The organism is Roseiflexus sp. (assembly GCF_057785375.1).
The window spans coordinates 13,580-38,299 of the sequence record NZ_JBYNRX010000036.1 but is presented as its reverse complement, the minus strand read 5'-3'; the positions used below and the strand labels follow the sequence as shown (position 1 = coordinate 38,299).

General features: G+C 59.2%; 41 protein-coding genes. 40 read left to right on the top strand and 1 reads right to left on the bottom strand.

Translation table 11 applies throughout. The features are described from left to right. The 34 genes from AC3EA7_RS06765 to rpsI all read left to right on the top strand — a co-directional run. Window positions 1-141, top strand: a 141-nt coding sequence (locus tag AC3EA7_RS06765) for an EF-Tu C-terminal domain-related protein (protein WP_488613274.1), incomplete at its 5' end; no start/stop codon positions are given. A gap of 136 nt (window positions 142-277) precedes the next feature. Then, on the top strand, window positions 278-586 hold the full coding sequence (gene rpsJ, locus AC3EA7_RS06760; protein ID WP_012122482.1) for a 30S ribosomal protein S10: 309 nt from the start codon (window positions 278-280) through the stop codon (window positions 584-586). Window positions 587-645: 59 nt separating this feature from the next. Further along, window positions 646-1,278, top strand: a complete 633-nt coding sequence (gene rplC, locus AC3EA7_RS06755) for a 50S ribosomal protein L3 (protein WP_488613273.1) — start codon at window positions 646-648, stop codon at window positions 1,276-1,278. Window positions 1,279-1,329: 51 nt separating this feature from the next. Beyond that, entirely contained in the window at window positions 1,330-1,998 is a 669-nt protein-coding gene (rplD, locus tag AC3EA7_RS06750) for a 50S ribosomal protein L4 (RefSeq protein ID WP_488613272.1), read from the top strand. After that, on the top strand, window positions 1,998-2,282 hold the full coding sequence (locus AC3EA7_RS06745; protein WP_488613271.1) for a 50S ribosomal protein L23: 285 nt from the start codon (window positions 1,998-2,000) through the stop codon (window positions 2,280-2,282). The genes rplD and AC3EA7_RS06745 overlap by 1 nt, the downstream gene beginning before the upstream one ends. A 3-nt stretch (window positions 2,283-2,285) precedes the next feature. Next, a complete protein-coding gene (rplB, locus tag AC3EA7_RS06740) occupies window positions 2,286-3,113 on the top strand; it encodes a 50S ribosomal protein L2 (protein ID WP_488613270.1) in 828 nt (275 codons plus the stop codon). 15 nt (window positions 3,114-3,128) lie between these two features. After that, window positions 3,129-3,416, top strand: coding sequence for a 30S ribosomal protein S19 (gene rpsS, locus AC3EA7_RS06735; protein WP_488613269.1), 288 nt, complete (start codon window positions 3,129-3,131; stop codon window positions 3,414-3,416). Window positions 3,417-3,448: 32 nt separating this feature from the next. After that, a complete protein-coding gene (gene rplV / locus AC3EA7_RS06730; RefSeq protein WP_488613268.1) occupies window positions 3,449-3,790 on the top strand; it encodes a 50S ribosomal protein L22 in 342 nt (113 codons plus the stop codon). Window positions 3,791-3,835: 45 nt separating this feature from the next. Beyond that, window positions 3,836-4,615, top strand: coding sequence for a 30S ribosomal protein S3 (rpsC, locus tag AC3EA7_RS06725; RefSeq protein ID WP_488613267.1), 780 nt, complete (start codon window positions 3,836-3,838; stop codon window positions 4,613-4,615). Window positions 4,616-4,629: 14 nt separating this feature from the next. Continuing rightward, window positions 4,630-5,055 carry a 50S ribosomal protein L16 gene (gene rplP / locus AC3EA7_RS06720; RefSeq protein ID WP_488613266.1) on the top strand — a complete coding sequence of 142 codons (426 nt, stop codon included), beginning with the start codon at window positions 4,630-4,632 and terminating at the stop codon, window positions 5,053-5,055. Continuing rightward, complete coding sequence (gene rpmC / locus AC3EA7_RS06715) at window positions 5,052-5,252, top strand: 50S ribosomal protein L29 (RefSeq protein ID WP_488613265.1); 201 nt, start codon at window positions 5,052-5,054, stop codon at window positions 5,250-5,252. The genes rplP and rpmC overlap by 4 nt, the downstream gene beginning before the upstream one ends. Window positions 5,253-5,263: 11 nt before the next feature. Then, window positions 5,264-5,524: a 30S ribosomal protein S17 gene (gene rpsQ / locus AC3EA7_RS06710; protein ID WP_488613264.1), complete on the top strand. Its 261-nt coding sequence runs from the start codon at window positions 5,264-5,266 to the stop codon at window positions 5,522-5,524. Between the two features lie 2 nt (window positions 5,525-5,526). Next, window positions 5,527-5,895: a 50S ribosomal protein L14 gene (rplN, locus tag AC3EA7_RS06705; RefSeq protein ID WP_012122471.1), complete on the top strand. Its 369-nt coding sequence runs from the start codon at window positions 5,527-5,529 to the stop codon at window positions 5,893-5,895. Between the two features lie 20 nt (window positions 5,896-5,915). Next, window positions 5,916-6,248: a 50S ribosomal protein L24 gene (rplX, locus tag AC3EA7_RS06700; protein ID WP_488613263.1), complete on the top strand. Its 333-nt coding sequence runs from the start codon at window positions 5,916-5,918 to the stop codon at window positions 6,246-6,248. A gap of 47 nt (window positions 6,249-6,295) precedes the next feature. After that, window positions 6,296-6,838, top strand: a complete 543-nt coding sequence (gene rplE / locus AC3EA7_RS06695) for a 50S ribosomal protein L5 (protein WP_488613262.1) — start codon at window positions 6,296-6,298, stop codon at window positions 6,836-6,838. A gap of 66 nt (window positions 6,839-6,904) precedes the next feature. Continuing rightward, complete coding sequence (locus AC3EA7_RS06690) at window positions 6,905-7,090, top strand: type Z 30S ribosomal protein S14 (protein ID WP_488613261.1); 186 nt, start codon at window positions 6,905-6,907, stop codon at window positions 7,088-7,090. Between the two features lie 54 nt (window positions 7,091-7,144). Continuing rightward, on the top strand, window positions 7,145-7,543 hold the full coding sequence (gene rpsH, locus AC3EA7_RS06685; RefSeq protein WP_273242305.1) for a 30S ribosomal protein S8: 399 nt from the start codon (window positions 7,145-7,147) through the stop codon (window positions 7,541-7,543). 20 nt (window positions 7,544-7,563) lie between these two features. Beyond that, window positions 7,564-8,127, top strand: a complete 564-nt coding sequence (gene rplF / locus AC3EA7_RS06680; RefSeq protein ID WP_488613260.1) for a 50S ribosomal protein L6 — start codon at window positions 7,564-7,566, stop codon at window positions 8,125-8,127. 71 nt (window positions 8,128-8,198) lie between these two features. Further along, window positions 8,199-8,564 (top strand): 50S ribosomal protein L18, encoded by a 366-nt coding sequence (gene rplR / locus AC3EA7_RS06675; RefSeq protein WP_488613259.1) that lies wholly within the window; start codon window positions 8,199-8,201, stop codon window positions 8,562-8,564. An 86-nt stretch (window positions 8,565-8,650) separates the two neighbouring features. Then, a complete protein-coding gene (gene rpsE, locus AC3EA7_RS06670) occupies window positions 8,651-9,208 on the top strand; it encodes a 30S ribosomal protein S5 (RefSeq protein WP_488613258.1) in 558 nt (185 codons plus the stop codon). A gap of 3 nt (window positions 9,209-9,211) precedes the next feature. Next, the gene (rpmD, locus tag AC3EA7_RS06665; protein WP_488613257.1) at window positions 9,212-9,667 is read left to right on the top strand and encodes a 50S ribosomal protein L30; all 456 of its coding nucleotides are present in this window, start codon (window positions 9,212-9,214) and stop codon (window positions 9,665-9,667) included. A 14-nt stretch (window positions 9,668-9,681) separates the two neighbouring features. Then, on the top strand, window positions 9,682-10,206 hold the full coding sequence (rplO, locus tag AC3EA7_RS06660; RefSeq protein ID WP_488613256.1) for a 50S ribosomal protein L15: 525 nt from the start codon (window positions 9,682-9,684) through the stop codon (window positions 10,204-10,206). 46 nt (window positions 10,207-10,252) lie between these two features. After that, the gene (secY, locus tag AC3EA7_RS06655; protein WP_488613255.1) at window positions 10,253-11,605 is read left to right on the top strand and encodes a preprotein translocase subunit SecY; all 1,353 of its coding nucleotides are present in this window, start codon (window positions 10,253-10,255) and stop codon (window positions 11,603-11,605) included. A gap of 35 nt (window positions 11,606-11,640) precedes the next feature. Beyond that, on the top strand, window positions 11,641-12,336 hold the full coding sequence (locus AC3EA7_RS06650; protein ID WP_488613254.1) for an adenylate kinase: 696 nt from the start codon (window positions 11,641-11,643) through the stop codon (window positions 12,334-12,336). 1 nt (window position 12,337) lies between these two features. Beyond that, the gene (gene infA / locus AC3EA7_RS06645) at window positions 12,338-12,559 is read left to right on the top strand and encodes a translation initiation factor IF-1 (RefSeq protein WP_011955923.1); all 222 of its coding nucleotides are present in this window, start codon (window positions 12,338-12,340) and stop codon (window positions 12,557-12,559) included. A gap of 111 nt (window positions 12,560-12,670) precedes the next feature. Then, on the top strand, window positions 12,671-12,787 hold the full coding sequence (gene rpmJ, locus AC3EA7_RS06640) for a 50S ribosomal protein L36 (RefSeq protein WP_012122459.1): 117 nt from the start codon (window positions 12,671-12,673) through the stop codon (window positions 12,785-12,787). Window positions 12,788-12,889: 102 nt separating this feature from the next. Next, entirely contained in the window at window positions 12,890-13,273 is a 384-nt protein-coding gene (rpsM, locus tag AC3EA7_RS06635; protein WP_488613253.1) for a 30S ribosomal protein S13, read from the top strand. A 65-nt stretch (window positions 13,274-13,338) separates the two neighbouring features. Further along, window positions 13,339-13,755, top strand: coding sequence for a 30S ribosomal protein S11 (gene rpsK, locus AC3EA7_RS06630; protein ID WP_488613252.1), 417 nt, complete (start codon window positions 13,339-13,341; stop codon window positions 13,753-13,755). A 20-nt stretch (window positions 13,756-13,775) separates the two neighbouring features. Next, window positions 13,776-14,396 carry a 30S ribosomal protein S4 gene (gene rpsD, locus AC3EA7_RS06625; protein WP_488613251.1) on the top strand — a complete coding sequence of 207 codons (621 nt, stop codon included), beginning with the start codon at window positions 13,776-13,778 and terminating at the stop codon, window positions 14,394-14,396. Between the two features lie 92 nt (window positions 14,397-14,488). Further along, the gene (locus AC3EA7_RS06620; RefSeq protein ID WP_488613250.1) at window positions 14,489-15,460 is read left to right on the top strand and encodes a DNA-directed RNA polymerase subunit alpha; all 972 of its coding nucleotides are present in this window, start codon (window positions 14,489-14,491) and stop codon (window positions 15,458-15,460) included. Window positions 15,461-15,472: 12 nt separating this feature from the next. Then, window positions 15,473-15,823, top strand: coding sequence for a 50S ribosomal protein L17 (gene rplQ / locus AC3EA7_RS06615; protein ID WP_411855369.1), 351 nt, complete (start codon window positions 15,473-15,475; stop codon window positions 15,821-15,823). Continuing rightward, window positions 15,823-16,635, top strand: coding sequence for a tRNA pseudouridine(38-40) synthase TruA (truA, locus tag AC3EA7_RS06610; protein WP_488613249.1), 813 nt, complete (start codon window positions 15,823-15,825; stop codon window positions 16,633-16,635). Before rplQ ends, truA begins: the two co-directional genes overlap by 1 nt. Then, window positions 16,632-17,072 (top strand): 50S ribosomal protein L13, encoded by a 441-nt coding sequence (gene rplM, locus AC3EA7_RS06605; protein ID WP_488613248.1) that lies wholly within the window; start codon window positions 16,632-16,634, stop codon window positions 17,070-17,072. Before truA ends, rplM begins: the two co-directional genes overlap by 4 nt. A 20-nt stretch (window positions 17,073-17,092) precedes the next feature. Beyond that, on the top strand, window positions 17,093-17,491 hold the full coding sequence (gene rpsI, locus AC3EA7_RS06600; RefSeq protein WP_488613247.1) for a 30S ribosomal protein S9: 399 nt from the start codon (window positions 17,093-17,095) through the stop codon (window positions 17,489-17,491). A gap of 206 nt (window positions 17,492-17,697) precedes the next feature. Here the strand turns inward: rpsI and AC3EA7_RS06595 are convergent, their stop codons facing one another. Then, on the bottom strand, window positions 17,698-18,471 hold the full coding sequence (locus tag AC3EA7_RS06595; RefSeq protein WP_488613246.1) for an inositol monophosphatase family protein: 774 nt from the start codon (window positions 18,469-18,471) through the stop codon (window positions 17,698-17,700). A gap of 41 nt (window positions 18,472-18,512) precedes the next feature. Between AC3EA7_RS06595 and AC3EA7_RS06590 the strand changes: the two genes are divergently transcribed. The 6 genes from AC3EA7_RS06590 to AC3EA7_RS06565 all read left to right on the top strand — a co-directional run bounded on the left by AC3EA7_RS06590 (window position 18,513) and on the right by AC3EA7_RS06565 (window position 24,601). After that, window positions 18,513-19,478 carry an MBL fold metallo-hydrolase gene (locus AC3EA7_RS06590; protein ID WP_488613245.1) on the top strand — a complete coding sequence of 322 codons (966 nt, stop codon included), beginning with the start codon at window positions 18,513-18,515 and terminating at the stop codon, window positions 19,476-19,478. A gap of 485 nt (window positions 19,479-19,963) precedes the next feature. Continuing rightward, entirely contained in the window at window positions 19,964-20,626 is a 663-nt protein-coding gene (locus AC3EA7_RS06585) for an HAD family hydrolase (RefSeq protein WP_488613244.1), read from the top strand. 119 nt (window positions 20,627-20,745) lie between these two features. Further along, window positions 20,746-21,243, top strand: coding sequence for a 50S ribosomal protein L9 (gene rplI, locus AC3EA7_RS06580; RefSeq protein ID WP_488613243.1), 498 nt, complete (start codon window positions 20,746-20,748; stop codon window positions 21,241-21,243). Window positions 21,244-21,558: 315 nt separating this feature from the next. After that, window positions 21,559-22,893, top strand: coding sequence for a replicative DNA helicase (gene dnaB, locus AC3EA7_RS06575; RefSeq protein WP_488613242.1), 1,335 nt, complete (start codon window positions 21,559-21,561; stop codon window positions 22,891-22,893). A gap of 270 nt (window positions 22,894-23,163) precedes the next feature. After that, window positions 23,164-23,883, top strand: a complete 720-nt coding sequence (locus AC3EA7_RS06570) for a DnaD domain-containing protein (protein WP_488613241.1) — start codon at window positions 23,164-23,166, stop codon at window positions 23,881-23,883. Window positions 23,884-23,980: 97 nt separating this feature from the next. After that, a complete protein-coding gene (locus tag AC3EA7_RS06565; protein ID WP_488613240.1) occupies window positions 23,981-24,601 on the top strand; it encodes an ATP-binding protein in 621 nt (206 codons plus the stop codon). Window positions 24,602-24,720 lie beyond the last annotated feature (119 nt).

The window sequence follows — 24,720 nt, the reverse complement described above, 5'->3', positions numbered from 1 at the left end:
GAGATGGTGATGCCGGGCGACAACATCGAGATGATTGTGGAGTTGATCGTGCCGGTGGCGATCGAGGAAGGGTTGCGCTTCGCCATCCGCGAAGGCGGACGCACCGTCGGCGCAGGCGTCGTCTCGGCGATTGTCGATTAGTACGGGTAATGGTAATGGTTAGCGGGTGAGGGGTAGCGGGTTGGAGGTTGCAGGGTTACGGGGCGTGGGGTAAATAGACCCCTCCCCCCCTAACCCCTCACCCCTGACGGATCCCTGACCCCTATACGAGGCGCATATGGCGAAACAAAAGGTTCGCATCCGGCTCAAGGCGTATGACCATAAGATTCTCGATCAGTCGGCGCGACAGATTGTCGAAGCCGCAGAACGCACCGGGGCGCTGGTCGCTGGTCCGGTGCCGCTGCCGACCAAAATCGAAAAATATAGTGTCATTCGGTCGCCATTTATTGACAAAGACTCGCAGGAACAGTTTGAGATTCGCACCCACAAACGCCTGATCGATGTGCTCGACCCGAGTCAGCAGACGATCAACGCGCTGATGAAACTCAATCTGCCGGCGGGTGTGGATATCGAGATCAAGCTGTAGTTCTGAGGAAAAGCAGCCGCTGCGGTGGCAATGAACACGCATGCTGCGGAGGTGCAATTGTGATCGAAGGATTGCTTGGGCGCAAAATCGGCATGACCCAGGTCTTCGACTCGACCGGTCAGGTCATTCCGGTGACCATCATCGAAGTGGGTCCGTGCGTCGTCACGCAGATCCGCACAAAAGAGCGCGACGGGTACGAAGCCGTACAGATCGGGTACCAGGAGGTCCGGGCAAAAAGCCTGACCAGACCTGAGCAGGGGCATCTGCGCGGCGCGGGGAAGCTGTTGCGCCACCTGCGCGAGTTCCGCGCCGACAATGTCGCCGATCATCAGGTTGGTGACGTGTTGACCGTCGAGATGTTCGAGCCAGGGCAACGTGTCGATGTCATCGGCACATCGAAAGGTCGCGGGTTCCAGGGCGTGGTGAAGCGCCACGGCTTCGGCGGCGGGCCACGAACGCACGGTCAGAGCGACCGTCTGCGTGCGCCAGGTTCGATAGGCGCCGGCACCGATCCAGGTCATCTGTGGAAGAACACGCGGATGGCCGGGCGGATGGGGAATCAACGGGTGACGGTGCAAAACCTGACTGTCGTCGATGTCGTTCCAGAGCGCAATTTGCTGCTCGTGCGCGGCTCGATACCGGGCGCCAACAACGGCCTGGTGATGGTTCGCCGGGCGATCAAAGGCTCGTAGGCGCGATGCTCTGAGCGCGTCAGCAAAGTGCAGATACGTTGAGGAAGTGTCATGGAAGCCAGGTTGTACAACCAGTCCGGCGAAGAAGTCGGCTCTATCCAGATATCGGATTATGTTTTCGGGATCGAGCCGAACGTGCCGGTCATGCATCAGGCGATGGAGCGCCAGCGCGCCAATGCGCGCCTTGGCACGCATAATACGCTTGGTCGGGGCGAAGTCGAGGGAAGCACGCGCAAACTCTACCGTCAGAAAGGCACTGGCCGGGCGCGCCAGGGGTCGATTCGCGCGCCGCATCGCAAGGGCGGCGGCGTTGCGCATGGACCCCACCCGCGCACCTATACCAAAGATATGCCGCGCAAGATGCGACGCCTGGCAGTACGCTCGGCGCTTTCGGCGCGGCGCCGCGACGACGCGATTATCTTTCTGGATCGGTTGACATTCGAGCAGCCGCGCACAAAAGACATGATTGCGGTGCTCAATGCACTGAACCTGACCGGAAAGACGTTGATCGTTCTTGACCAGAAGGATGAAAATGTGCGTCGCTCGGCGAATAACCTGCCGCACGTCAAAACCCTGCTGGCACACTACCTGAACGTGATCGACCTGCTCAGTTACGACCATGTGGTGATGCTGAAAGCCGCCGTCGATGTCGCTCAGGGGTATCTCGACCGGCCAGAGCGCGCGGTTGCAGCAGTGGATGTAAGCGAGGAGGGGGCGTGATGAATGCGCATCAGATCATCATACGGCCGCTGATCACCGAAAAGAATACCAACCTAATGCAGTTCAACAAGTATTCGTTCGAGGTTGATCGCAACGCCACCAAACCGCAGATTAAGCGAGCAATCGAGGAAATCTTCAACGTGCGGGTGACCGCCGTCCATACGATGAACGTGCGCGGGAAATTGCGCCGCCGGGGACGCCAGTACGGCTATACCGCCGATTGGAAAAAGGCGATCGTCACCCTGGCTGAAGGCGACCGCATCGACCTGTTTGAGGGAGCATAACCGATGCCTGTCAGAAAGTACAAACCAACCTCGGCAGGGCGCCGCAATATGTCGGTCTCGACCTTCGAGGAGATCACGAAAACAGAGCCGGAGCGATCGCTGCTCGAGCCGCTGCGCAAGAAGGCCGGACGGAATATCTATGGGCGCGTCACGGTGCGTCATCGCGGCGGCGGGCATAAGCGTCACTATCGCAAGATCGACTTCAAGCGCGATAAAGTCGGCATTCCGGCAAAAGTGGCGGCGATTGAGTACGACCCGAACCGATCTGCACGCATCGCGCTGCTCCATTATGTCGATGGCGAGAAACGCTACATCCTGGCGCCACTCGGTCTGAACGTCGGTGATACGGTGATGAGCGGGCCATCAGCCGATATTCGGGTCGGTAATGCGCTGCCGCTGCGCCAGATACCGCTTGGAACCCAGGTGCACAATATCGAACTTGAAAAAGGACGCGGCGGCGTGATGGTGCGGAGCGCCGGCGCAGCGGCTCAGTTGATGGCAAAAGAGGGCAACTATGCCACGCTGCGTATGCCATCGGGAGAGGTGCGTCGCGTGTTTATCGAGTGTATGGCGACGGTCGGACAGGTCGGCAACCTGGATCATCAGAACGTTCGCCTGGGGAAAGCCGGGCGCAAACGCTGGCTTGGACGGCGCCCCGAAGTGCGTGGCGCGGCCATGAACCCGCGCGACCATCCGCACGGCGGCGGCGAAGGACGCGCACCACGCGGTATGCCGACCCCCAAAACCAAGTGGGGAAAGCCAGCGCGTGGCGTGAAGACCCGCCACAACCCGCAGACCGATCCCTTTATCATCCGCCGTCGGACGAAGTAAGCAGGAGTACAGCGTATGTCGCGCTCTTCGAAAAAAGGACCATATGTCGATGTGCGGCTGCTCAGTCGTATTGAGGAATTGAATCGGGCAAACGAAAAGCGAGTGCTGCGTACATGGTCGCGCGACTCGACAATCTTCCCGCAGATGGTCGGGCACACGATCGCCGTTCATGATGGCCGGCGCCACGTGCCGGTGTATATCACCGAAAACATGGTCGGGCACAAACTGGGTGAATTCGCCCCAACCCGGCTGTTCCGCGGTCATGGCGGCAAGAAGGTCGATAAGCGCGGCAAAATGAAATGACGGGCGCCCAATCGACACAGCAGAGGTTTGATATGCAGGCAAAAGCAGTAACTAGGTATGTCCGCATCTCGCCGACCAAGGTGCGCCCGGTAATGGATCTGGTGCGTGGCAAGCCGGTTGATCGGGCGCTGGCGATCCTGCGCTATCTGCCGCACAAAGCGGCGCGCGAAATCGCCCGCACGATCGAGTCGGCGCGCGCGAATGCCACCAACAACTACGATATGGCGCCCGATGATCTCGTTGTGAAGTACATCTTCGCCGATGAAGGTCCGGCATTCAAGCGCATTATGCCGCGCGCTCGCGGTCGTGCCGATCGTATTCGCAAGCGGACGACCCATATCACGGTGATTGTCGATGACGGCGGGGAAATGTAGGCAGGCGACGGAACCGCGCCGCCGCGCTGAAGAGAGCGAGGATCTATGGGACGAAAAGTGCACCCGATCGGCTTCCGCCTTGGGTATATCAAGGACTGGCAGTCGAAGTGGTTTGCAGAACGCAACTATACCGAACTGCTCCACGAAGACGTCATGCTGCGCAAGATCATCGCAAAAGAGCTTGAAAACGCAGGCGTGGCGCGGATCGATATCGAGCGCTCGGCGAATAAGGTCGAGGTGACGGTCTATACCGCCAAGCCGGGCATCGTCATCGGCAAACGTGGCGCGAAAGTCGATGAACTGCGGGAAGAACTGGCACGACGGACCGGCAAGAAAGTCAAACTCAATATTCAGGAAATCCATCAACCGGAACTCGAAGCGCAACTGGTGGCTGAAAGCATTGCCGAGCAGATCAACAAGCGCGTGTCGTACAAGCGCGCGATGAAACAGGCAGTGCAGCGCGCCATGCGCCTCGGGGCGCAAGGGGTCAAGATCAAGTGCTCAGGGCGTCTGGCAGGCGCGGAAATGGCGCGTATCGCCTGGGAGCGCGACGGCCGGGTGCCGCTTCATACCCTGCGCGCCGATATCGACTATGCACAGGTCCATGCGCATACAACGTATGGGCGGATCGGCGTCAAAGTGTGGATCTACAAAGGCGAGGTCTTCCCTGATCAGAAGGGTCAACTGCAACCGGCGCAAGCGACGGTTGCCGCCCGATCAGGCGCCGCTGAGGAAGACGAAGAACGTCCACAACGCAAGAGCGGGCGCGGTGGACGCGGCGGGCGCGGCGGCGGGCCCGAACGCAGCGGACGGTCGCGCGGCTGAAAGGAGGTGTCGTTATGTTGATGCCAAAGCGTGTCAAATATCGGAAACAGCAGCGCGGCCACAATCGCGGTATGGCGCATCGGGGCAATACCGTCGCTTTTGGTGAGTATGGCTTGATGGCGATCGAGGCAACGTGGATGACGAGCCGTCAGATCGAAGCGGCACGGCGCGCTATCAGCCATCACGTCAAGCGCGGCGGCAAAATCTGGATCCGTGTCTTTCCAGACAAGCCGATTACCGCCAAGCCTGCTGAGACGCGCATGGGTTCGGGGAAGGGCGCCGTCGATCACTATGTGGCAGTAATCAAGCCGGGCCGCATCCTGTTTGAACTGGCTGGGGTGCGCCCCGAAATCGCCCACGAAGCGCTCGAGCGCGCTGCACAGAAATTGCCGATCAAGTGCAAGATCGTGTCGCGTGAAGATCAGGAGGGCGCAGCATGAAAGCCGATGAGTTGCGCAAACTGGACGATGAACAGCTGCGCGCAAAATTGAAAGACTGCTACGAAGAATTGTTCAACCTGCGCTTTCAGCAGGTGATGGGAAAATTAACGGCTACCAGTCGCCCGCGGATAGTCCGGCGCGATATTGCGCGAATCAAGACCATCCTGCGCGAACGCGAACTGGGCATTGAGTCGTAGGAGATGGACCAATGACTGAAGGACGGCGGCGGCAATTCAAAGTTGGGCGAGTTGTCAGCAATAAAATGCAAAAGACGGTTGTGGTGGCAGTTGATTATCTAAAACCACATCCGCTGTATCGGAAGATTGTTCGCCGTACCAGCAAGTTTCACGCGCACGATGAGCAACAATGCCAGATCGGTGATATCGTGCGCATCGGCGAGACTCGCCCGTTGAGCAAAACCAAGCGCTGGGAAGTGGTCGAGATTATCAAGCGCAATGAGGAGGCCTGACCATGGTGCAACAGGAAACGCGACTGCGCGTCGCCGATAATACCGGCGCCAAAGAAATACTGTGCATCCGCGTGTTGGGCGGCTCGCATGTGCGCTACGGGCGCGTTGGTGATGTGATCGTCGCTTCGGTCAAGGAAGCGACCCCCGGTGGCGCCGTGAAGAAAGGCGAGGTGGTGCGCGCAGTCATCGTGCGTACTGCCAAGGAGTACGGCCGCCCCGATGGATCGCATATCCGGTTCGATGACAATGCGGCGGTGATTATCGGGAAAGACAACAACCCGCGTGGTACGCGCATCTTCGGTCCCGTCGCGCGTGAACTGCGTGAACGCGCGTTTATGAAGATCATTTCGCTGGCGCCGGAAGTGCTGTGATTGCTTCAGGAGAATGTGCAATGCATGTCAAAACCGGCGACGAGGTCCTGATCATTACCGGCAAAGATCGCGGGAAGCGCGGTAAAATCAAAGAATCGCGCCCGAAAGAGCAACGGGTGATCGTCGAGGGCCTGAATATGGTCAAACGACACATGAAACCGCGCGGCCCGACGCGCCCCAGCGGGATTATCGAGATGGAAGCGCCGATCCATGTGTCGAACGTGATGCTGATCTGCCCGAAGTGTGGTCGTGCGTCACGCACCGGGCATCGCTTTCTGGAAGAGACAGACCACAAAGGCCGCCCCAAAAAGGTGCGGTATTGCAAAGCATGTGATGCCGTCATCGATGAGTGAAAGGCGCAACCGGAGCAGTATGCTCCCGGTTCCTTGAGGAGCAGGGAATGGTACCACGCCTCAAAGAAAAATATCAGACCGAAGTCGTGCCAGCGCTGATGCAGGAGTTTGGCTACCGCTCCGTGATGCAGGCGCCACGGCTGGAAAAGATCGTCCTGAATATCGGGCTTGGCGAGGCGATCCAGAACTCCAAGGCGCTCGACGCTGCAACGTCCGATCTTGCGGCAATCGCCGGCCAGAAACCGGTGATCACGCGCGCCAGGAAGTCGATCGCAGCGTTCAAAGTACGCCAGGGGATGCCGATCGGCGTCATGGTCACGTTGCGCGGACCGCGCATGTGGTCGTTCCTTGATCGGTTGATAAACCTGGTGCTGCCGCGCCTGCGCGACTTTCGCGGCGTCAGTCGTCGTTCGTTCGATGGACGCGGCAATTATTCGCTTGGTCTGCGTGAGCAGATTGTCTTCCCGGAGATCGACTACGATAAGGTCGATAAACTGCGCGGCCTCGAAGTGGTGATTGTGACGACTGCACCCGACGATGAACAGGGGTATGCATTGCTCAAGCGCCTCGGTATGCCGTTTCGCGATTAGTCCTGGCCAGGAGCGTCCGTGAGATGAGACGCTGACCAGCCGGGATCATTGATAAGGAGACTTGGTTTGGCACGCAAGGCATTAATGGTCAAAGCACAGCGGCCGCAAAAGTATAAGGTGCGGGCCTACAACCGCTGTAAGATCTGCGGACGTTCGCGTGCATACATGCGCAAGTTCGGCATGTGCCGCATCTGCTTCCGTGAACTCGCACTGCGCGGGTTGATCCCCGGCGTGACGAAATCGAGCTGGTAGCAGGTGGAGCGCCGATGAACGTTGCTGTCAGGCCGGAAATAAAGGAGGATCGCAGTGAGCGTGAATGATCCGATTGCCGATATGCTGACCCGCATCCGAAATGCGTGCATGGCCCGCCACGCAACGGTGTCGATCCCGTCGTCGAAAATGAAACTCGCTATTGCGCAGATTCTCAAGCGCGAGGGTTTCATCCAAGACTTCACGGTGCAGGAAGGCAAACCGTACAATACCATTGTCATTACATTGAAATACACTCCCGATCGACGACCGGTCATTACCGGGCTGAAGCGCGTGAGCAAGCCAGGATTGCGCATCTACACCAAACGCGCCGATATTCCACGTGTGCGCGGCGGGTTGGGATTGAGCATTCTCTCAACACCCCGCGGCGTGATGGCTGGACACGAGGCGTGGCAACAGCGCGTCGGCGGCGAAGTTCTCTGTTACGTCTGGTGAGCAGCGCTGAGGAGTAGATCATGTCGCGTATTGGAAAAAAACCGATCCCGGTGCCACGCGGCGTCGAGGTGACGATCGCTGAAGGGAATCTGGTGACCGTGAAAGGACCAAAGGGCACGTTGACCCAACAACTGTCGCCGGAAATGGTTATCACCCATGAAAACGGCGTTATCACGGTCGCACGCCCTTCGGACAACAAACACCACCGCGCCCTGCACGGGTTGACACGCTCGCTCATTGCTAATATGGTGACCGGCGTCACGGATGGGTATCAGCGAGTACTGGAAATCACCGGCATTGGCTATCGCGCTGCACGGGAAGGGAAAAACCTGATCCTGCTGGTGGGCTTTTCCCATCCGATCCGCGTCACCCCGCCCGAAGGCGTCACCTTTGAGGTGATAGAACGCCGAAGCGCCAATGAGCCGCAGCAAGTGATCATACGGGGAATCGACAAGCAGAAGGTTGGTGAGGAAGCCGCAAAACTCCGCGCTTTGCGACCGCCAGAGCCGTATAAGGGATACGGCATCAAATATCGTGAAGAGCGCGTGCGTCGCAAGGCGGGCAAGGCGGGTAAAGCGCGTTAGCGCTTCCTATTGTCTTTCACGACCCGGCAAGGGCAGGGGATGGCAATCTCTGCCGCGAGGAGCATATCACAATGGCAAAACGAACACCGCGCGAACTGCGTATTCGGCGCCACCGTCGCGTGCGCAAGAAAGTGAGCGGGACGCCCCAGCGTCCGCGACTGTGCGTCTTTCGCAGCAATATGCATATCTATGCTCAGGTCATTGATGACTCGGTCGGGCGAACGCTGGCGGCCGCTTCGACCGTCGAATCTGAACTGCAACCATCGCTCGTCGGCAAGACGAAGACCGAACGAGCGAAAGTGATCGGCGCCGCCATCGCAGAACGCGCCAGGGCGGCAGGGATTGAATACGTCGTGTTTGACCGCGGCGGCTTCAAGTACCACGGGCGCGTCCAGGCGCTTGCCGATGCGGCGCGCGAAGGCGGGTTGAAGTTCTGACCGCGTCGCCGACCGGAATCAGCAACAACGTGCAGGTTGACGGTCACAGGCGTGCAGCGCCGCAGCAGCCGCAACCTCTAGCCTTGATGGAGTGTGTGACAGTGCCCAAGCAACGTATTAAGGCGGAAGACCTCGAACTCGAAGAGCGTGTCGTGCAGATCAACCGCGTCTCGAAAGTGGTCAAGGGCGGGCGGCGCTTCAGTTTCAGCACCGTCGTCGTCGTTGGCGATGGAAAGGGGCACATCGGCATCGGTATGGGAAAAGCCGCCGAAGTGCCTGAAGCGATCCGTAAAGGCGTGGAGGCGGCCAAAAAGAACCTGATCCGGGTGCCGCTCTCTGGTACAACCATTCCGCATGAGGTGCAGGAAGAGTTCGCCGCCTCCAAAGTGCGCCTGCTCCCGGCCGCCCCCGGCACCGGCGTCATCGCCGGTCGTGGTGTGCGCCCCGTGCTCGAGATGGCCGGCATCAAGGACGTCCTCTCGAAACGCTATGGCAGCAACAACCCGATCAACGTGGTGAAGGCGACGTTCAAGGCGCTTGGTGCGCTCACATCGCTCGAAGAGCAGGCGCGCATGCGCAGCATGACGCCGAGAGAACTGAGCCTGCGGCGCATGCGCCGTGAACCGGCGCCTCAGGAGGCTTAGCAGATGTCCAGATTGAAAATTACGTATCGTAAGAGCGCGATAGGATACAGTCACGACCAGAAAGCGACCATCCGATCTCTTGGATTGCGTCGTCTCAATAGTACGGTCATTCACGATGATACGCCGACGATTCGCGGCATGATCTTCAAGGTTCGTCACCTGGTCAGCGTTGAGGAGATTCCAGACGGCGACGCGCCAGCCGACCATTCAGGCGACGACCTGCAACGGATTGAGGGCATCGGTCCGAAAATTGCGCGTGCGCTGAACGCGGCCGGCATTACCAGATTCGCTCAACTGGCAACCTTCGAACCTGCGCAGATCAGCGAGATCCTGCGCGATAGCAAGATCCGGCTGGCGTTCACCGACACCTGGCCCGAACAGGCGCGCCTGGCAGCCGAGGGAAAATGGGAAGAACTCAAGGCGCTCCAGGGGCGCCTCACCGCCGGTCGGCAGGCGTGATGGGAGAAACGATTATGAAACTGCATGACTTGAAGCCAGCCCCAGGCGCGCATCGCGAGCGTAAGCGCATCGGACGCGGTATTGGCTCTGGCAAGGGGAAAACCGGCGGCAAAGGCATGATGGGTCAGAAGGCGCGTTCCGGTCCCAATCCACCGCCGTCTTTCGAAGGCGGGCAGATGCGCATCACCCGCAAAATGCCCAAACTGCGCGGGTTCAAGAACCGCTGGCGGGTCGAGTATCAGATCATTAATGTCGGTCAGCTCAACAACGTGCCGGATGGAACCGAACTGACCATCGCAGCAATGGTCGAGCAGGGATGGATTCATCCGGCAAAGCCGGTTAAGATCCTGGGTGATGGCGAACTGGAGCGCAAGCTGACGATCCATGCGCATAAGTTCAGCGCCAGTGCGCGCGCGCGCATTGAGGCAGCCGGCGGCGTGGCCATCGAAACGCCGTGGGTCGTCGAGCGCCGCAGCCGCAGCCGGGGACCAAACCCGCCCCGACATCATCGCAAGGCTGACGCGACACAGGGGACATGAGGCGCAAGGCTGCCGCCGCATGCGCTCAACACAAGGAGAACCTTGAATGCTTGAATCGGTTGTCAATGCGCTCCGATTGCCGGATCTGCGCCAGCGTATCCTGTTTACGCTGGCAATGTTGCTGCTCTTTCGCCTGATTGCCCACATTCCCGTGCCAAACATCGACCCGACGGCGCTCGAAAGTCTGCGGCTCGCCTTGCAGGGCAATCAACTGGCGCAATTGCTCAATATCTTCGCCGGCGGCGCATTGCAGAATCTGTCGGTCGCTGCGATGGGGGTCTACCCGTACATTACGGCGCAGATTATTCTGCAACTCCTGGTGCCGATCATTCCGGCGCTGGAAGAATTGCGCAAAGAGGGCGAACAGGGACGCATGCGGCTGAACCGGATCACGTTCTACCTGACCATCCCGATGGCGCTCCTGCAAGCCTATGGGCAGACGTTGACGCTCGACCGCAGCCTTGGCGCCGGTCAGGCGCTTTTTCAGACGCCGTTCGATATCGTGAACAATTTCTTCCCGACGTTCACCATTCTGGTGTCTATGCTAGCGGGAACGATGCTGCTGGTATGGCTTGGCGAACAGATTCAGGAGCGCGGGATCGGCAATGGCGTGTCGATGATCATTTTCGCCGGCATCGTCGCCGGGTTGCCGGGATTGATCATTCAGGCGTTCACCACCGTTGAACTGGGCGGACTCGAACAGGCAATCGGGTTGATCGCATTCCTGGTGATCGCGCTGGGAACGATCATCGGTATTGTGCTCATGCACGAGGGACAGCGACGCATCCCGGTGCAGTATGCCAAACGGGTGCGCGGCAATCGCGTCTACGGCGGGCAGAGCAGCCATATTCCGCTCAAGGTCAATATGGCCGGCATGATCCCGCTGATCTTCGCACAGAGTATCATTATCTTTCCCGGCACGCTGGCCTCCTACGGCTGCCCCGAACAGGTGGCGCCTCCCGACGCAAGTGTGCTGAAACAGATCGCCTGTTTTACGTTTCAAACGTTCAGCCCACAGTACGGCGGCGGTACACTGGTCTACTCGATCGCATTGTTCGTGCTGGTCTACTTCTTCACCTACTTTTACACGAAGGTCATCTTCGACCAGCAAAATATCCCGGATACCCTGCAGCGCAATGGCGGTTTCATTCCGGGTATTCGACCGGGAAAACGAACCGAGGAGTACCTTGACCAGGTTGTGAGCCGAATCACACGGATTGGGGCGCTCTTCCTGGGAACGGTCGCCATTCTGCCGTTCATTACCCAACAACTCACCGGCGTACCGATTGGCCTGGGGGCTACCGCATTGCTGATTGTCGTCGGCGTGGCGGTCGATACAATGCGGCAACTCGAAGCGCAACTGGTGATGCGAAACTACGAAGGGTTCATTAATCGCTGACGGCGGGTGTTCGACGATGTGCAGAGGGTTGTGCCATGGATATTATTCTTCTCGGAGCGCCTGGCGCCGGTAAAGGCACACAGGCGAAGTACCTCGAGGAGCATACCGGGATGGTGCACGTGGCCAGCGGCGACTTGTTCCGCGCGGCGCTTCGCCAGGGAACAGAACTCGGCATGCTGGCAAAATCGTACATGGACCGCGGTGAACTGGTGCCGGACGAAGTCGTGATCCGCATGATCGTCGAACGCATCAGTAAGCCCGATTGCAGTCGGGGCGTCATTTTCGACGGGTTCCCGCGCACTCGTGAGCAGGCGCGGGCGCTCGAAGCGGAACTCAACAAGCAGGGGCGCCGGATCGATGTCGTGCTCTATATCCGCGTGCCGGAAGATATGCTGCTGCGTCGTATCGCCGGGCGGCAGACTTGCAAAGTCTGTGGCTCGACGTATAATATTTACTATTTCCCATCAAAACACCCCAACGTCTGCGACGACTGCGGTGGGAAACTGTATCAACGCAGCGATGACACCATGGAAACAGCGCGTCACCGGCTCGAAGTGTACTTTGCTCAAACGATGCCGCTGATCGAGTACTACCGCGATCAGGGGTTGCTGGTGGAAATCGATGGGCGGCGTGAGATTTCTCAGGTCACGCGCAGCATGATCGAAGCGATCAATGCCTATGCCGCCAGTGCCACGCCGACCGGCGATTGCGTGGAAGCGCGAAAGGAGTAGCATGTCCAAAAAAAAGGATGTCATTGAGATGGAAGGAACCATCACTGAACCACTGCCAAATGCCATGTTTCGTGTGAAACTCGAAAATGGTCACGAGGTGCTGGCTCATATCTCAGGTCGTATGCGGATGAATTACATTCGCATTCTGAAAGGGGATCGGGTACTGGTCGAACTGTCGCCCTATGATCTGACTCGAGGGCGGATTACGTATCGCTACAAGTAGATCGAGCAAATCGTCGGTTTGTGCCGTTCGCACAGTTGCACGGCAGGCGGTGGAGTGTTATTATTTTGAGTTGTTGTAAAATTGCAGATTGGCAAGCAGGAAGGAATGACCATGAAAGTCCAGGCGTCGGTCAAACCGCGCTGCGAATATTGTCGCGTCATCAAACGCAAAGGTGTGCTGCGCGTCATCTGTAGCCGCCAACCCAAGCATAAGCAGCGCCAGGGATAGAACGGCACGAAGAGCAATCGGGCGCTCCGGCGCACCGATCCGCAGGACATCGACGGTCGCGCTGCCCACGGGCGGGCGCCAGCAGTTCAAGAAGAGGAGCGTATGGCACGCATTGCAGGGGTTGACCTCCCGCGCAACAAGAATATCGAAATCGCAATTACCTACATTTTTGGCATCGGGCGCTCGAATGGGGCTGATGTGCTGCGAAAGGCGAACGTCAACCCCGCTACCCGAGTGCGCGATCTGACCGAGGAAGAAGTCTCGCGCATTCGTGAAATCGTCGAGCGCGAGTATCGCGTCGAGGGCGATCTGCGGCGCGAAATTCAGATGAATATCAAGCGCTTGATGGATATCGGGTGCTATCGCGGTCTGCGCCATCGCAAAGGGCTGCCGGTGCGCGGTCAGCGCACGCGGACCAACGCGCGCACCCGTCGTGGTCGCCGTGGACAGGCCATCGGCATCAAGAAGAAGACCTTGAAGAAGTAATGCGCGTCGCCAGGCGGCTGTGATCGGTGCAGCGCTCATCTGGCGCGGGTGTACAAGGAGAGCATATGGCAAAGCAGTCGGCGAAAGGTTCCGCCACAACCAAACGGCAACGCGGTAAACGCCGCGAAAAGAAGAATGTGCCGCGCGGTCAGGCGCATATTCAGAGCACGTTCAATAATACCATTGTGACCATTACCGACCCGAATGGCAATGTGGTCTGTTGGTCGAGCGCCGGGCAAAATGGCTTCAAAGGGTCGCGCAAAAGCACACCGTATGCAGCGCAGGTTGCAGCCGAAAATGCTGCGCGGAAGGCGCTCGAGAACGGGATGCGCCAGATTGAGGTGTTCGTCAAAGGACCGGGCGCGGGACGTGAGGCGGCGATCCGGTCCTTGCAGGCGGCTGGCTTGCAGGTCACGGCGATTACCGATGTCACTCCCATCCCGCACAACGGCTGCCGCCCGCCGAAGCGCCGGCGCGTCTGAGAAATTATAAGGGGTGATTGATGGCTCGCTATATCGGACCCGTAGGAAAAATCAGCCGGCGCCTGGGCATCGGCGTCACCGAAAAGGGGCAGCGGATTCTGGCAAAACGTCCGTTCCCGCCAGGACAGCACAGACCATCGGCGCGCCGACGGCAGGTGTCGGATTATGGTTTGCAACTGCTCGAAAAACAGAAGGCGCGTTATATTTATGGCGTGCTGGAACGGCAGTTCCGCCGCATTTTCGAGAAGGCGCAACGGTTTCCGGGTGAAACCGGTGCGTATCTGTTGATTCTGCTCGAACGGCGCCTCGACAACGTCGTGTATCGCCTCGGCTTCGCCACGACCCGCGCACAGGCGCGCCAACTGGTGACCCACGGGCATATCACGGTGAACGGGCGTAAGACGAACATCCCGTCATATACCGTGCGTGTGGGAGAGACCATCGCCGTTCGACCGGAAAGCCGTCGGCGCATGTATTTCAAAAACCTGGTCGATAGCGGCGCGCTTGCCAAACACAAAGCGCCAGACTGGCTGCGCCTGAACCCGGCCGACCTGTCGGGCGAAGTTGTGGCAATGCCACGGCGCGAAGACGCCGAGCCGGGCATCAATGAGCAATTGATTGTCGAGTTCTACAGCCGCTGACCTGATCCGGGTTCCCGACGCGCGGTGGTGTTGACGTTGCGTCGCAGGAACCCGACTCATGCGTATCAGCCAGGATAGAAAAGGAGGCGATCGTGCTGGACATCGCCATGCCGAAGATTGAAGTCGTCACTGCTGCGGAAAATTATGGGCGGTTCAAAATCGAGCCGCTCGACCCCGGTTATGGCCATACGCTGGGGAATGCGCTGCGTCGCGTTCTCCTGTCGTCTATCCCGGGCGCAGCGATTACGAAAATCAAAATCGATGGGGTGTTTCACGAGTTCTCGACTATTTCGGGAATCAAAGAAGACGTCACTGAAATTGTCTTGAACATCAAAGGCATTCGTCTGCGTTCCTACGCCGAGCGTCCTGTGAAAATCTCACTGTCGAAGCGCGGCTCGGGCGTTGTGCGCGCCGCCGATATCGACGCTCCCAGCAATGTCGAGATCGTCAATCCCAACCATTACATCTGCACGATTGATCGAGACGATACGGCGCTGGAGACCGAGATGACGGTCGAACGCGGGCGCGGCTATCTGCCCGCCGATCAACGCGATGCGCTGCCGATCGGCGAGATCCCGGTTGATGCCATTTTTACGCCGGTGCCGAAGGTCAACTATGTGGTCGAGAATATTCGCGTCGGGCAGGCGACCGACCACGACAGTCTGTTGATCGAAATCTGGACCGATGGCACGATTAAGCCGGGGGACGCGCTCAGCCACGCCGCACAGGTGCTCGTGCAGTATTCGCAGACCATCGCCGATTTCAACCGCCTCTCGACCGAAACGGAACCGATGGCGGCGCCAAATGGGCTTGCCATCCCGGCAGATATTTACGATACGCCGATTGAAGAGCTTGATCTCTCGACTCGCACCTACAACTGCCTCAAGCGCGCAGATATTACCAAAGTGGGTCAGGTGCTCGAAATGGACGAGAAGGCGCTGCTTTCGGTGCGCAATCTGGGGCAGAAATCGATGGAAGAGATTCGCGATAAGCTGATCGAACGCGGGTATATTCCACGGGTTGGTCAGACGACGCATATCTCTCCCGCGGAAGTCGAGAGTTGATGAGGTATTACGATGCGACACCGTAAAAAAGGTTTTCTGCTCGGTAGAGAAAAAGAACAGCGCGAAGCGTTGATCCGCGGGCTGATGATCGCACTGATCGAACATCGCCGCATCACGACGACGCTGGCAAAAGCCAAAGCAGTGCAACCGGAAATCGAGAAATTGATTTCGCTGGCGCGCCAGGATACGCCGCATAATCGGCGGATGGCGCTCTCGCGCCTGGCGAGTAAGACGGCAATGCGGCAGCTCTTCAGTTTCGCACCAACCGAATACGCCGATCGCACCAGCGGGTTCACGCGTATTACAAAACTGGGACAACGCCAGGGCGATGGCGCGACGATGGTGCAGATTGAACTGCTCTGATGCGAAACATTGCGCTGCGTATCGAGTACGACGGCACAGATTTCGTCGGCTCTCAGTGGCAAACCAATGGCCGGTCGGTGCAGGGCGCGCTCGAAGCAGCCTGGCAGCAGTTGACCGGTGAGCGCCGCCGGATGACCCTGGCGGGACGTACCGATGCCGGCGTGCATGCGCGTGGTCAGGTGGCAAATGTCACCACCGAGACCCGTCACTCGCCGGCGACGATCCTGCGGGGGTTGAACGGCGTTCTGCCAGAGGATATCGGCATCCTCGCCGCCTGGGAAGTTCCCGAGGAGTTCCATGCGCGCTATTCGGCAGTTCGCCGTGAGTATCGCTATGTGATCGACAATGGCCGCACGCCGTCGCCGCTGCTGCGACGCCACGCGGCCTATGTGCCACGCCTTCTCGATGTGGCGGCGATGGACGCGGCGATCCAACAGGTGATTGGCACACACGATTTCGCGCCATTGAGCGATGGATTACAGGAAGGCTCGACGGTTCGTATCTGTTATGCTGCGCGCTGTACACGCGCCACGGTGTGGGGGCAGCCGCTGGTGCTGATCGATATCGCCGCGAATGCGTTTCTCCGGCATATGGTGCGCAACCTGGTCGGGACGCTGATCCAGGTTGGCGAAGGACGGATCGATGCCACCAGCTTTGCGACAGTGCTGGCAGGCGCCAACCGCCGCGCCAGGGTGCTGGCGCCAGCGCATGGCCTCTACCTTATGGCAGTGCGCTATCCAGGAGATGACAACGGTGTGGCGGGCGAGTCCGCTGCATCGGTTGGAGTGACCGAGATAAGGATGGAACTATGAAAACCTACGCGCAAAAGGCGTCGGAGGTACAACGCGACTGGTACGTGATCGATGCGACCAATCAGACTCTTGGCCGGCTCGCAACTCAGATCGCGACCCTGCTGCGCGGCAAGCACAAGCCGACATTCAGCCCGTATCTCGACGGCGGCGACTTCGTGATCGTCGTCAATGCCGAGCGGATCCGACTGACCGGCAGGAAGCCGGAGCAGAAAATGTATTATCGCCATTCGAACTATCCTGGCGGTTTCAAGGCGGTATCGTTCAAGCAGTTGATCGCACGCCATCCCGAGCGCGTTTTGCGCTTCGCTGTCAAAGGCATGCTGCCGAAAACTCGCCTGGGACGGCAGCAACTGACGAAACTCAAGATCTATGCTGGACCAAAACATCCGCATGCGGCGCAACAACCCAGGGTCTATGAACCGCGACCGCGCGGCTAGCAGTGGATGGGAGCGAATCCATGATCGAAAAGCGCTACTTTCAGGGAACAGGCCGGCGGAAGACTGCCGTAGCGCGGGTGCGGCTGTTTCCTGGCAGCGGTAATATTGTTGTCAATAGTAAGTCGATCCGCGAGTACTTCGGCGCTCGTGAGTTGTACGCCCGCGACATTGCCAGACCACTCGAGTTGACCGGGACCGCCGGCGCATACAATGTGCTGGTCAAGGTGCGCGGCGGCGGCGTCAGCGGCCAGGCGCAGGCAGTGCGCCATGGCATTACCCGCGCTCTGCTCGATGCCAATCCCGACTTCCGCCCGATCCTCAAACAGGCCGGGTTGATCACCCGCGATCCGCGCATGAAAGAACGGAAAAAGGCTGGTCTCAAACGTGCCCGCAAGCGGCCACAGTACACGAAGCGTTAATGACGCCTGGAAGCCGTTGCTCGATCTCACGCAGAGGCGCGAAGGCGCGAAGATGAAAAGTAAGCGCTTTGCGCCTCTGTGCCTTTGTGTGAATCCGGTATTACCTGCACCAGCCCGCGACTTCAGTCGCCGGGCGCAAAGTGAATGCCGGATTATGTTGTGAATGTTCATCAGCCGCCGGGCAGCCAGGCGGATAGCAGCACGTTTCAGCAGCGCGCCCGAATATGACGGCGCAGCGAATCGACTGTGCCGGGAGCGCCGAATAATAACGGCTCCCGTAGCGCCCGACCATCGATCAGTGGACGGGGGTCCAACGGCTGACCCGCTAACGTGACACCAACTCCACCGGCTGCTTTCAGGATTGCAAGCCCGCCCGCCAGATCCCAGATGGTTGCGTAGGTCAGCACTGCACCCAGCGCCGAACCGCGCGCCACATAACAGATTGCAGCAGCAGCAGAACCCAGGCTGCGCGTTTTGCCGATAAAATCGATCTCGAGGCGTCGGTGTGCGTCAGAAGGGATTGCCAGCCAGTCTTCACTGTGCCATTCTTGCTCTGGCTTCGTATCGACACAGATCGGTTGATGCCCCAAGAATGCACGATCTTCGATTGCCCAATAGCAGTCGTTGGTCAGCGGCATGTAAAAGAGTCCCATAGACGGAATGCCGCGATGAAGTAACCCGATGGAAATGCCCCACACCGGCAGCCCGGCGACAAACGACGCTGTTCCGTCGATTGGATCGAGCGCCCAGACATACTCTTTTGTTATGTCAAATTGCGTCTGCTCCTCGCCGATGATGCCATGATCTGGATAGCGCGCAGTAATCCGCTCGACTAGCAGACGCTCGATGGCGACATCCGCCTCGGTGACCGGACTGTTGTCGGCTTTGCGCCGGGCTCTGGCATGGCTGAACAGGCGAAGCGCGATGTCACCGCTCTCGCGCGCCCAGGCGCACAATTCCTCGATGTCAATGTCGATCACACCCTGTCCTTCGTGTTGTAGTGTACGAGAGGCATGATACCATGGAAGGCATTCATCCGGTTCACCTGCCACTGCCGTTCCCGTTGCGGATCGTGAACACCTATCTGATGCGCGATGGAGAAGGATGGACAATCATCGACACCGGTCTCCATTATCCGCCTGGAGAGGCTGCCTGGCGTGACGCATTCGCCCGCTACGACATCGATCCACGCGCGATCAAGCGCATCGTTCTGACCCATGCCCATCCCGATCACTACGGCATGGCCGGATGGCTCCAGAGTCTCTCCGGTGCGCAGGTCACGCTTTCGGCGGGTGAAGCTGCGTTTGCTCGCGCTCAGTGGCATACCGATTCGCGCGCTCACGAAACGGTTGCGACGTTCTTCGGCGCCCATGGCTTGCCATTCGATTTGATGTCGACCGTGGCAGAGGATATTGCCCACCTGCGTCTGATGACCCATCCTGTGCCATCCACAATCACGTATCTCCCGACAGGTGAACCCCTGACCATCGGTGCGCGAGTGTTCACGCCAATCGCAACACCGGGGCACAGCGACGACCATCTGGTGTTCTACTGCGCTGAAGAGCGCCTGCTGATCTGCGGCGATGCGGTGCTGACCAAAATCACGCCAAACGTCGGTTTGTGGGGATGGAATCGCGGGAATCCACTCGCACAGTTTCTGGCGTCGCTCGACCGCCTGGCGGAACTCGATGTAGCGCTGGCGCTCCCGGGGCACGGTCCACCAATCACGCGCTTCCACGAACGCCTGGAAGAATTGCGCGTCCATCATGCGGAACGTCTGGAAGCAATGGAGCAGGCAGTCGGTTCGGGAGCAACCGCTTATGAGGTATGCACGGCGGTCTTTCCGCTCCAGGAACTGACATCCCATCAGATGCGCTTCGCCATGGCGGAAACGCTGGCGCACCTGGAGTATCTGGCGGCACAGGGCCGGATCGAACAGATCGAACACAATGGCGGCGGGTACACATGGCGACAGTGCGATTCGTGAGGCGTTGGAAGCAGGAAGGTTGGAGGGAACCGGTGAAGACATTGCTCTGCGAGGTCTCCACCAGAGCAGATGATGTTCATTGCTCGACCAGCGGCGAGTGACAGGCGGTCAGAGCTGGAGCAATATATTAGCCCTTTGCGCTTCGCGCCTTTGGGTGAACTCATACTCATGCGCGGTCATTCATACAATACTGCCGGGTCGCGCAGCAGAATGCCAGGGCGCTGCGGGCGAAAGCCCTCGCTGAGGACGCGGTTCGACGACGCTCACCGCACGCGGTTCGACGGCGCTCACCGCACGCGGTTCGACGGCGCTCACCGCACGTGCAAGCCCCGTTGGGGCTGCTGATGCCAGGGCGCAGTCATGCGTCCGCGACCGCCAACGCGCGTTGTGGGTTGTTACGCCTTGCGAACCGGGCGCTCGAACATCTTGTCTGACTGACCGCACGTTAGTATCAGGAACTTACGACGCAGAGGAGCGGATAACCTATGCTGCGAGCCGTTCTTTTCGACCTGGACGACACCCTGTATGATCTCAAGGCGCACTGGATCACGTGCCTGCGCATTGCGCTGGCAGAGGTATCGCGCATCACCTCTTGCGACCTGGAGATGCTGGTGCGCCTCGCGCTCACGGCGAAGATCTGGATTAACCAGTTGCCCGACTTTCTGCGCTCCCAGGGGATTACCGATCAAGTTCTCATTGAGAACGCTTTTACGCGCTATCAAGATATCTGGTTCGATACACTCACCCTCGACCCGGACGCACCGGCATTGCTGACCGCCCTCGGCGCACGCTATCATCTTGGGCTGATTACCAATGGACCATCATGGTCACAGCGTCCCAAGATCGAGCGGTTCGACCTTGCATCGTACATGCACGCCATTATCGTCTCCGAGGAGGTCGGGGTCGCCAAACCAGACCCGCAGATCTTCCACATTGCGCTGAACGCCCTGGCAGTTGCGCCTGATGAGGCGCTCTTCGTGGGTGATTCGCCCGAGAACGACCTGTGGGGCGCGGCACAGGCGGGGATGCTGGCCATCTGGGTCAACCGTCATGGAGCGACGCTCCCGGCAGGCGCTCCCCAACCTATTGCGGTTGTTGACGGATTGCACGATCTCCTGGCAATCATTCGCGCATACGATTCACATTGACGAGTCGGGTGATTGTGTGATACTATACCTGGCGTTCGACTGATATGCGCCCGATGCCTCTGCCGGCTGCGGCGCTTCCTTATTGTTTTTTTTGCGGAACACCGCTCAGGAGTGTTGCTGTGGGGAGCAAAATCAAAGTTGTGTTGACGCAGGATGTTGCCAATCTTGGCGCTGCCGGCGAAGTCCGCGAGGTATCCGGCGGGTATGGCCGCAATTATCTCATCCCGCGCGGTCTGGCAGTCCTGGCGACCCGCGGTCAGATCAAACAGGCGGAGGAACGCCTGGCGGCACAACGCCGTCGCGAAGAAGCGGCGCGCCACGATGCGCAGGCGATTGCCGCTCGTCTTCAAGGGCAGACCTTGCGCTTCACGGCGCGCGTCGGCGAACTCGACCGGCTGTACGGATCGATCACCAGCAGTGATATTGCGGAGAAGATCGGTGCAATGCTTGGCGAGGAATTCGATCGCCGCAAGGTGCAACTCGAAGAGCCGATCAAGCGCATTGGCATCTATCCGGTCACGATTCGCCTGATGGCAGGCGTCGAACCGGTGGTCAACGTCGTCGTCGAGGGCGAGGAGGGGGCGATCCAGATTCCTCCCGATCCCGAAGCCGTCTGACGTTCTGCGACATTCGATAGCATTTTCCGTAAGGATAATGTGCCACGGCATCGCGCCCTGGCACATTTCGCTTCTCAGGGAGTATGTGGACAGACATGGGATAATCTGTCGAAAACCGGAGTATAACCTGTGTCCAATCTTCATGAGAATGAGAGAACACAGATAAGGGATACATAATAGCGCGATTAACCAGAACCTGGACAATCCAAGGACGTGGAGCGGCTGACGTTGGCTTCGACTGGCTCAGCCAATGTCAGCCGCAAGATGGTCGCCATTCGGTTGATCGCGCTATAAGAGCTGAGAAGCGTTCGACATATGACCGTCCTGCCCGATCTGCCGCATAGCATCGACGCCGAGAAAGCCACCCTCGGCTCGATCCTGCTCAACCGGGATGCCATCATCGCCATTGCACCCTGGTTGCAGGCGGATTATTTTTACTTGCAGCGGCACACGCAGATCTACGAGGCGATGCTGGCATGCTACAATGCCCGCATTCCTCCCGACACCCGCACCGTGGCTGAGGAACTGCGTCGTCGCAATCAACTCGAAGCCGTTGGCGGCGTGCTCTATCTGGCAGAACTGGTTGATACCGTCCCGACCTCGTACCACGTCGAGTACTATGCCCGCATCGTTGAACGCACCGCGCTCCTCCGCCGCCTGATCGCCGCCGGCGGCAAGATCGCCGCGCTGGGGTATGAGGAGCAACGGGATATCGAGGAAACGCTTGACCTCGCCGAACAGACTCTGTTCGAGGTCTCACAGCGGCGCACTAACCAGGATTTTGTCCACATCGGTCAGGTGATCGATGCGTACTATGAGCAGATCAACTATCTCCAGGAACATCGCGGCGAGGTCGTCGGGCTGCCGACCGGCTTCCGTGACCTCGATCTGATCACCGGCGGACTACAGCGCAGTGACCTGATTATTCTCGCAGCGCGCCCGGGCGTTGGTAAAACCAGCCTGGTGATGAGCATCGCCTACAACGTCGCCATGCAATACCAGGGAACGGTCGGGGTGTTTAGCCTGGAAATGAGCCGCGAGCAACTGGTGCAGCGTCTCCTCTCAATGGAAACGACTATCGACACCCACCGCCTGCGCCTGGGACAACTCCGCGAGGAAGAGATGGAGCGCGTCATCAGCGCAATGGGACGCCTGGCTGCCGCGCCCATCTATATCGAAGACTCGGCAGGGCTGAGCATCATGGATGTGCGCAGCCGGGCGCGCCGTCTTCAGGCGCGCGCCGGGGTAGACCTGATCATCATCGACTACCTGCAATTGATGCAGGGGCGCCGCACCGACAATCGCGTGCAGGAGGTGAGCGAGATTTCGCGTGGTTTGAAGGCGCTGGCACGTGAACTCAATGTGCCGGTCATCGCGCTGTCGCAACTTTCGCGCGCCGTCGAAGGGCGCACCAGCCACGTGCCTGTGCTGAGCGATCTGCGCGAGTCGGGGTCGATCGAGCAGGATGCCGATATTGTGATGTTCATCTATCGCGAAGAATTGTACGACCCGAATACCGACAAAAAAGGCATTGCCGAGATACATATCGCCAAACATCGCAACGGTCCGGTCGGCGTTGTGCCGATGCGTTTCGAGCCATCGACAACGCGGTTCATGGATCTGACCTATCGCACGCCGGAGGGGTATTAGAGCCTCTCCGGAAAAGATCGTTGGGTAGGCGAAGGCAATGCCTTCGCCTACCCGGTCGCACTTCAGTCCGCCCGGCGGCTGAAGCCGCGGGCCACGGGCGCCAAGCCCGCCGGCGTGGGCTTAACTGCGGGCATGCGGACGCCGGTACGGGCGATGTTCCTGCATCCCCGGACGAAGTGCGCATCATTGCTGGTCGTGTATAATGGCATAGAACATGCATGTTCTACCCTGGTCTAACGTACCTGCGTTGACCTGGAAGCGGAGCAGCGGATGGCATTCACCGGTTTCACAACCGACGCACTGGTAGGACTGCCGGGTGAGTTGTTCACCGAGGTATTGCCACAGATCACGCTTCCCAGCGAACTCAAAGTCACGCTGCACGTCTTCTACCGGCTCAGCCGGCAGCGGGGACCGGCGCCACGGCGGATCAGTTGGGACGAACTGGCAACCGATCGGGTGCTGCGACGCGGATTGCGCGCCATTACACGGCTGCGCCCGCCCGAAGAATTGCTCGCCGAAGGACTCGACGCCGCCGTGCGCCGCACGACGCTCCTCCACGTCGCCCTGCCCGACGGCGCGCGCAACATCAACTGGTACGTGGTGAATACCGCTGCAAACCGTGCATGGGTCGAGCAGGTCGGGCAGGCGAGCGCAGCACTTGCACCCAACCCGCCGCTCCCAGATGATCGCCCGTCGCTGATCACGCTGTACGAGCAAAATATCGGGCTGGTGACCCCCATGCTGCTCGATGACCTGCGCGAAGCGGAAGAGCGCTACCCGGCGCACTGGATCGAGGATGCAATGCGAGAAGCGGTGCGCGCCAACGCCCGCTCCTGGCGCTACGTCAAGAAGATACTCGAGAGGTGGGCGACCCATGGACGAAACGATGCGCAGGATCGAACCGACCGACCTATCGACGTCGAGAAATACATCAGTGGCGCCTACGGCGATCTCTTCCGCCGCGGCAGCGACGTCTCCGACCTCCAGTAGCGCCGTCTGCCCGTACTGCGGAGGAGCGGGATTCTACAAGAAGGCGGTGCCCTTCGGGCATCCCGACTTCGCAAAACTCTTTCCATGCGTTTGTAAAATGGCGGAGCAGGAGCAACGCGAAGCGGCGCGTCTGCTGGAAATCAGCAACCTGGCGGCGTTCCTCGATAAGACCTTCGAAACCTTCAACCCAAACGTCCCTGGCGTTCGTCGCGCTTATTTGCGTGCGCTCGAATATGCGCGCCAGCCGCGCGGCTGGCTCATTCTGTTCGGCAACTATGGGTGCGGTAAAACCCACCTGGCGGCGGCTGTCGCCAATCAGTTGATTCAAAACCACTACCGCGTGCTCTTTGCCATCGTACCCGACCTGCTCGACCACCTGCGCTCGACATTCGGACCATCGAGCGAGATCGAGTATGATCAGCGCTTCGAGGATATTCGTGAGGCGGACGTCCTCATCCTCGATGATCTCGGCACCGAAAATACGACCAGTTGGGCGCGCGAAAAACTGTTTCAGATCATCAATCATCGGTACAACTTTGCATTGCCGACGGTCATTACCAGCAACCGCAAACCCGAAGAGATCGACCCGCGCATCTTCTCGCGCATGTCCGACCGCGCACTCTGCGAAGAACATATCATTATCGACGCCGCCGATTATCGCAGACTGCCGATTGCGCAACGTTACCCGATTGCCGGCGCGCAACGCCGCCTGAAATAGATTGCCGGACGCGCGATCATTCCCTGATAACGCCGTTTTGTGCTATCATTATCCCTGATTCTTGTGCGATCTATCGCGCAAGAGGAGACACAAACGCTCTCGCAAGGGAGTGGCATATT